The following is a 6,616-nucleotide window of genomic DNA, read 5'->3' on the forward strand; positions in this document are numbered from 1 at the left end:
GATGCGGCGCGTCGCACACGTCATGGGCTTCCCGGTCTCCCTGCGCGTCGACGACGAGGGGTTCGCCGAGGCCGCGGCGGACGACCTCTTCGCCTGGCTGCGCGAGACCGACGCCCGCTTCAGCCCGTTCCGCGAGGACAGCGAGGTCTCCCGGCTCGACCGGGGCGAACTGGACCCGGACCGGCTGAGCCCCGGGCTGACCGAGGTCCTCGGCCTGTGCGAGCGGTACCGGGCCGCCACCGGGGGCGCGTTCGACGTGCGGCTGCCCGGCCGGCGCCTCGATCCGTGCGCGGTGGTGAAGGGCTGGTCGGTGCAGAGGGGCGCCGAGCTGCTGCGGGCGGCCGGAGCGCGGCGGTTCTGCCTCAACGCCGGCGGGGACGTGGTCGCCGCCGGCGGGCCGTGGCGCGTGGGCGTACGGCACCCCGAGCACGCCGGCCGGCTCTGCACCGTCCTGGAGCTCACCGACGGGGCGGTCGCGACCTCCGCGCGCTACGAACGCGGCGACCACATCGTCGACGGCCGCACCGGCCGCCCGGCGACCGGCCTGCTCTCCCTGACCGTCACCGCCCCCACCCTGACGGAGGCCGACGCGGTCGCCACGGCGGGCTTCGCCCTGGGCCCGGAGGGCGTCGCGTGGGCCGCGGCCCGCCCCGGCTGCGAGGTCTTCGCCGTGACGGCGGACCGCCGGGTCGTGCGCTCCCCGGGCTTCCCGGCGGCGGGGGAGGCGGCGTGACCGCCCGCCGCGGCGCCGCACGCCCCCTCGGCGGGCCCGGGGCGTCCGGCGCACCACCCGGGAGGAGACCGCCGGTCAGGTCGCGGCGGCGGGGGCGAAATCGTCCGGCAGCCGCGGGGGAGAGCCCTGGGTCCACACCACCCGCAGCGTCGAAGCGGAGATCCGCCATCCGTCGGCCGTCCTGACCAGTCCGGTGACGGTACGGCCGGCGGAGACGAAGACGCCGTCCGAGCCGTCCGCGAGGACATGGGTGCTCACCTGGGCGCCGTGGACGGTGGCCCTGGCGCCGTCGAGCTCGACGACGGCGTTGGTGCCCAGATGCACGGTCCGGTCGAACAGCGCCATTCCCCGCCGGACACGGGCCAGCAGGGCGTCGCGGCCACGGACGGTGCCGATGGGCATCTCCGCGATGACGTCCTCGGTGTGGAACGCGCGGGCCCACTCCTCGTCGAAGACCCCGTCGTCCAGGGACCGCAGGTAGCGGTCCATCAGATCGGTGATCTCGGCGCGGTCGGTCAGGGCCCGCACCTGTCGCTGCATTTCCTCGATGTCCATGGCGCGAGGATCCTTCCTCGAGCGCACTTGAGGTCAAGGCGTCCGAAGGCGGCGCAGCCGTCGCGGGCGTTCGCGCGGTCATGGGCCCCGGGCCGTTCCTCCACCCGGCGGCTCCCGGCGGGCCGGACTCCGGCCCCGGACTCCGGACCCCGGCGCCCGTGCCGCCGGCGACACGGACGCCGGGCGCTTCGCGGCGCTCCCCGGGGGAGCCGTCTAGACTCGACCGGCGTCAGACCGTCAGGCCCAGGCCAGAACTGTCCGCCATCGGAAGGGTGTTCCGCGTCTTGATACGGATCGATTCAGTCACGAAGCGGTACCCGGACGGCACGGTGGCGGTCGACCGGCTGTCGCTCGAGGTCCCCGACCGCTCGATCACCGTCCTCGTCGGGCCCTCGGGATGCGGCAAGACGACCACCCTCCGCATGATCAACCGGATGGTCGAACCCACCGAGGGGACGATCCTGATCGACGGCGAGGACAGCCGGCGGCAGCCGGTCACCGCCCTGCGCCGCTCCATGGGGTACGTCATCCAGAACGCCGGGCTCTTCCAGCACCGCACGATCGTCGACAACATCGCCACCGTGCCCCGCCTCCTCGGCTGGGGCAGGCAGCGGGCCCGGGAACGGGCGGCGGAGCTGATGGAGCGGGTGGGCCTGGACCCCTCGCTGGCCAAGCGGTACCCGTACCAGCTCTCCGGCGGACAGCAGCAGCGCGTCGGCGTGGCGCGGGCGCTCGCCGCGGACCCGCCGGTGCTGCTGATGGACGAGCCGTTCTCCGCCGTCGACCCCGTGGTGCGCAAGGGGCTGCAGGACGAACTCCTGCGCATCCAGGACGAGCTGGGCAAGACCATCGTCTTCGTCACCCACGACATCGACGAGGCGATCAAACTCGGCACCATGGTCGCCGTCCTGCGCAAGGGCGGCCGGCTCGCCCAGTACGCGCCGCCCGCCGAACTGCTGTCGAACCCCGCGGACGGCTTCGTCGAGGACTTCCTCGGCGCCGACCGCGGCATCCGGCGGCTGTCCTTCTTCCCCTCCGCCGCGCTGGAGCCGACCACCGACGGCGTGATCCCGGCCGACGCCACCGCCGCGCGGATCGCCGCCGCCGAGGCCCCCCACCTCCTGGTCACCGACGCCGACGGCCGCCCGCTCGGCTGGGCGGAGCGCGACGAACTGACCGCCGGCGGCATCCGCACGGACCGACTGCTGCCGTACGGGCGGCCGTTCGTGCCGGGCGTCGACTCCCTGCGGGTCGCCCTCGACTGCGCCGTGCTCTCGCCCGTCGGCCGGGCGGTCGCGGTGGACGGCGAGGGCCGGGTGACCGGTGTCGTCTCCCAGCAGGCCATCGGCGAGGCCGTCCGCGCCGCCCACACGGCGGACCGCGCCGACGAGGAGAAGGTCGCGGGATGACCGGCTTCTTCGACATCCCCAGCGACCTCCAGCACAGCTGGGCCGGGCTGATCGGCCTGCACATGCGGGAGGCACTGCTGCCGGTGGCCGCCGGACTGCTCCTCGCGCTGCCGATCGCGCAGCTGTGCGGGCGCTTCCGCTGGCTCTACCCGCCCGTGCTCGGCCTGACGACCGTGCTGTACGCCATCCCCTCCCTGGCGTTCTTCGTCGTCCTCATCGACTACACCGGCCAGACCGAACTCACCGTGATGATCCCGCTGGCCCTGTACAGCCTGGTCGTCCTGGTCCCGGCCATCGTCGACGGCGTGCGCTCGGTGCCGGACGAGACCCTCGCCGCGGCCACCGCCATGGGCTTCGGCCCCGTACGCCGTTACCTCCAGGTGCAGTTGCCGATCGCCGCGCCCGCCGTCATCGCCGGCCTCCGGGTCGCCACCGCGTCCAGCATCTCCCTGGTCAGCGTCGGCGCCCTGATCGGCAACCAGGGCGCCCTCGGCAACCTGCTCGCCGCCGCGCAGAAGTACGACCGGCCCGAACTCGCGGTGAACGCCGTGGTCACGATGGCCGTCCTGGCGATCCTGTGCGACGCCCTGCTGGTCGCGCTGCGGCTGCTGCTGACGCCGTGGATGCCGCGCGGCTCCACCCGTGCGAAACCCTCCGCGCGGCGGGCGGAGATCACCCCGGAGGGGGCGGTCCGGTGAACGTCCTCGACTTCGTCAACGCCTTCTTCAGCGACAGCGCCCACTGGCACGGCTACGACGGCATCCCGCAGCGCTTCCTCGAACACCTCCGGTACTCCCTGCTGGCCCTCGCCGTCGCCGCCGCGATCGGACTGCCCGTCGGCCTGCTGACCGGCCACACCGGACGCGGCGGCAACGCGCTCGCCTTCGTCGCCAACGCCGCCCGGGCGCTGCCCAGTTTCGGCCTGCTGGTGCTGGTCGTCCTGCTGATCGGCTTCGGCCTGCTGCCCGTCATGATCCCGCTGGTCGTGCTGGCCGTACCGCCGATCCTGGTGACCACCTACGAGGCGGTCCGCTCCGTCGACCCCGCCCCGGTGGACGCCGCGCGGGGCATGGGCATGCAGGAGTCGCGGATCCTCTTCCAGGTCGAGGTGCCGGTGGCGCTCCCGCTGATCCTCAGCGGCCTGCGCTCCGCGGCCGTCCAGATCGTGTCGACGGCCACCATCGCCGCGTACGTCAGTCTCGGCGGGCTCGGCCGGTACATCATCGACGGGCTCTACCAGCGCGACTACGAGAAGGTGGTCGGCGGAGCCACCCTGGTGGCCGTCCTGGCGCTGCTCACCCTCGCGGTGTTCTGGGCGGCGGGACGGCTGGCCGTGTCACCGGGGGTGCGCAGACGCTGATGACCGGTCAGATGTACGACAAACGTGACCCGGTGCGCCTTGACTCGCCGTGAACGGCTGGATTGGATCAGTGAATGACTTCTACCGCGCAGAGCAACAGATCCAGGACGAGGCACACCGGCGCGGCGGCCGTCGCGTTCGCCGCCGCGGTGGCGCTGCTCGCGGGCTGTTCCTCCTCCGGCGACACCTCGGACAACCCCCTCGACGGCGAGAAGGCCGAAGCCGGCACCGTCGTCGTCGGCTCCAACAACTTCGCCGAGAGCACCCTGCTCGCCGACATCTACGGCGAGGCGCTCCGCGCCGCCGGCCTCAAGGTCGACTACAAGCACAACATCGGCAGCCGCGAGACGACCTACGGCCTGATGAAGAGCGGCTCCGTCACCGTCCTGCCGGAGTACAACGGCTCCCTGCTCGCCTACCTCGACCCCAAGGCCGAGCAGCGGTCGGCGGACGCCGTGAACGAGGCCGCCAAGGCCAAGCTGGACACGTCGCTGACGCTGCTGGAGTCCTCGCCCGCCGAGGACAAGGACTCGATCGCCGTCAACGCCGGGACGGCGAAGAAGTACGGCCTCACCGACGAGTCGACCCTCGCCGACCTCAAGGACATCGCGCCGGAGCTGGTGATCGGCGGCTCGCCCGAGTTCCAGACCCGGCAGCAGGGGCTGAAGGGACTGGAGACCGTCTACGGCCTGACGTTCAAGTCGTTCAAGGCGCTCGACGCGGGCGGTCCGCTCACCCAGGCGGCGCTCGTCAAGAACGAGGTCCAGGCCGCGGACGTCTTCACCACCGACCCGACCATCGTCAAGGAGGGGTTCGTCGTCCTGAAGGACCCGGAGAACCTCTTCGGCTTCGCCAACGTCACCCCGCTGGTGTCCAAGGAGGGGCTGCCCCGGGAGGGCGTGGAGGCGCTGAACGCGGTCTCCGCGAAGCTGGACACCGAGACCCTCCTCGACCTGGACGCCCAGGTGCAGCTGGAGAAGAAGGACCCGCTGGACGTGGCGAAGGCCTGGCTGAAGTCGGCCGGCCTGGACTGATCCGGCCCGGGGTGCGGCCGCCGGCCGCACCCCGGGGGCCGTTCACCGCGCCGGGGCCGCCCGCGCGATCAGCCGGTCGATCAGCGCGATCAGCACGTCCCGGCACGACTCCCGCTCCCGCGCGTCGCACAGCAGCACCGGCACGCCGTCCGGCAGCGCCAGCGCCTCCCGGATGTCCTCCACCGGGTACGGGTGCTCCCCGTGGAAGCCGTTGACGGCGATCACGAACGGGATGCCCCGGTGCTCGAAGAAGTCGATCGCGGCGAAGCTGGTCCCGGGCCTGCGCACGTCCACCAGGACGACCGCGCCCAGCGCGCCGACGGCCAGGTCGTTCCACATGAACCAGAACCGCTGCTGCCCCGGCGTGCCGAAGAGGTACAGCACCAGGTCGTCCGAGACGGTGATCCGGCCGAAGTCCAGGGCGACCGTGGTGGCACGTTTCTCCTCGACGCCGTTCAGGTCGTCCACGTCCAGGCCCGCCATGGTCAGCGGTTCCTCGGTGCGCAACGGGACGATCTCGCTGACCGAGCCGACCATGGTCGTCTTGCCCACGCCGAAACCGCCGGCGATGAGGATCTTGACCGTGTCGGGTGCCGGGCGTCCGGCGGACGCCCGAACGGTGGTGTCAGAGCCGGCCAAGGCCCTCCCTCACTTTCTGCAGCAGATCCAGGTCCACGGTGGTGCGGTCGACGGGGTGCGGCGGACGGGCGGTGATCCGGCCCGCCTCCAGCAGGTCGCACAGCATGATGACGACCACGCTCATGGGCAGGTCGAGACGCGCGGCGAGCTCGGCGACCGCCATCGGCTCGGCGCACAGCCGCAGGATCCGGGCGTGCTCGGGCTGCGGCCGGGCCGCCCCCTCGGGCTGCGGATCCACCGCCGTCACCGTCGTGATGAGCGTGAAGTCGGCGCGGCTGGGCCGGGTCCGGCCGCCGGTCAGGGTGAACGGCCGTACGAGCCGGCCCTCCGGGTCGCTTCCGCCCACCTCACGCGCCGGGGTCGACGGCCGGCCCGGCGATGTCCCGCGGGGCGGCGCTGAGGTGCTCGCCTATCTTCTTCACCAGCATGTTCATCTGGTACGCCACCACGCCGACGTCCGCGTTCGGACCGGTCAGCACCACCAGGTGGGCGCCGGGGCCGGCCGAGGTGAGGATCAGGTAGCTGTGCGCCATCTCGATGAGCGCCTGGCGCACCGGGCCGCCGCGGAAGTCCATGCTGACGCCCTTGCTGAGGCTCATCAGCCCGGACGCGGTCGCCGCCAGGCGTTCCGCGTCGTCGCGCAGGAAGCCGGTGGACTTGCTCACCACCAGTCCGTCCTCGGAGAGGACCACGGCCTGGTTCACGTCGGCGACCCGCTCGACGAGTCCGGTCAGCAACTGGTCCAGCTGGGTGTGGGTGGCGGGGGTGGGGCGTGTCATGACGGTGTTCCTTCGTGAACGGTCGGCGGTCGGCGGTCAGCGGTCGGCGGGCGGAGTCGGGGGCTCGGCGGGAGCGGCGGGCGTGTGCGCCGGCGCGGCCGCCGCTC

At 72.8% G+C, this 6,616-nt stretch carries 9 protein-coding genes; 5 read left to right on the top strand and 4 right to left on the bottom strand.

Going from position 1 to position 6,616, the window contains the following annotated elements; translation table 11 throughout:
- Position 1 precedes the first annotated feature (1 nt).
- Positions 2-733, top strand: coding sequence for an FAD:protein FMN transferase (locus ABTY20_RS27795; protein WP_351999796.1), 732 nt, complete (start codon positions 2-4; stop codon positions 731-733).
- 75 nt (positions 734-808) lie between these two features.
- Here ABTY20_RS27795 and ABTY20_RS27800 read toward each other — a convergent pair whose 3' ends face one another.
- A complete protein-coding gene (locus tag ABTY20_RS27800) occupies positions 809-1,288 on the bottom strand; it encodes a nuclear transport factor 2 family protein (RefSeq protein WP_351999797.1) in 480 nt (159 codons plus the stop codon).
- A gap of 284 nt (positions 1,289-1,572) precedes the next feature.
- On the opposite strand from ABTY20_RS27800, the gene ABTY20_RS27805 reads away from it, so the two are divergent.
- The 4 genes from ABTY20_RS27805 to ABTY20_RS27820 all read left to right on the top strand — a co-directional run bounded on the left by ABTY20_RS27805 (position 1,573) and on the right by ABTY20_RS27820 (position 5,091).
- Complete coding sequence (locus tag ABTY20_RS27805) at positions 1,573-2,697, top strand: ABC transporter ATP-binding protein (RefSeq protein ID WP_351999798.1); 1,125 nt, start codon at positions 1,573-1,575, stop codon at positions 2,695-2,697.
- Positions 2,694-3,395, top strand: coding sequence for an ABC transporter permease (locus tag ABTY20_RS27810; RefSeq protein WP_351999799.1), 702 nt, complete (start codon positions 2,694-2,696; stop codon positions 3,393-3,395). The genes ABTY20_RS27805 and ABTY20_RS27810 overlap by 4 nt, the downstream gene beginning before the upstream one ends.
- On the top strand, positions 3,392-4,057 hold the full coding sequence (locus tag ABTY20_RS27815) for an ABC transporter permease (protein ID WP_351999800.1): 666 nt from the start codon (positions 3,392-3,394) through the stop codon (positions 4,055-4,057). Before ABTY20_RS27810 ends, ABTY20_RS27815 begins: the two co-directional genes overlap by 4 nt.
- A gap of 74 nt (positions 4,058-4,131) precedes the next feature.
- Positions 4,132-5,091, top strand: a complete 960-nt coding sequence (locus tag ABTY20_RS27820; protein ID WP_351999801.1) for an ABC transporter substrate-binding protein — start codon at positions 4,132-4,134, stop codon at positions 5,089-5,091.
- Positions 5,092-5,133: 42 nt separating this feature from the next.
- Here ABTY20_RS27820 and ABTY20_RS27825 read toward each other — a convergent pair whose 3' ends face one another.
- From ABTY20_RS27825 to ABTY20_RS27835, 3 genes are read right to left on the bottom strand one after another with little or no spacing between them, the layout of a single operon-like run.
- Positions 5,134-5,730 carry a GTP-binding protein gene (locus tag ABTY20_RS27825; protein WP_351999802.1) on the bottom strand — a complete coding sequence of 199 codons (597 nt, stop codon included), beginning with the start codon at positions 5,728-5,730 and terminating at the stop codon, positions 5,134-5,136.
- A complete protein-coding gene (locus ABTY20_RS27830; protein ID WP_351999803.1) occupies positions 5,717-6,076 on the bottom strand; it encodes a DUF742 domain-containing protein in 360 nt (119 codons plus the stop codon). Before ABTY20_RS27830 ends, ABTY20_RS27825 begins: the two co-directional genes overlap by 14 nt.
- Before the next feature lies 1 nt (position 6,077).
- Positions 6,078-6,509 (bottom strand): roadblock/LC7 domain-containing protein, encoded by a 432-nt coding sequence (locus ABTY20_RS27835; protein ID WP_351999804.1) that lies wholly within the window; start codon positions 6,507-6,509, stop codon positions 6,078-6,080.
- Between the last annotated feature and the right edge of the window lie 107 nt (positions 6,510-6,616).

The sequence above is a fragment of the Streptomyces sp. NPDC126497 genome (assembly GCF_040302425.1).
Classification (GTDB): domain Bacteria; phylum Actinomycetota; class Actinomycetes; order Streptomycetales; family Streptomycetaceae; genus Streptomyces.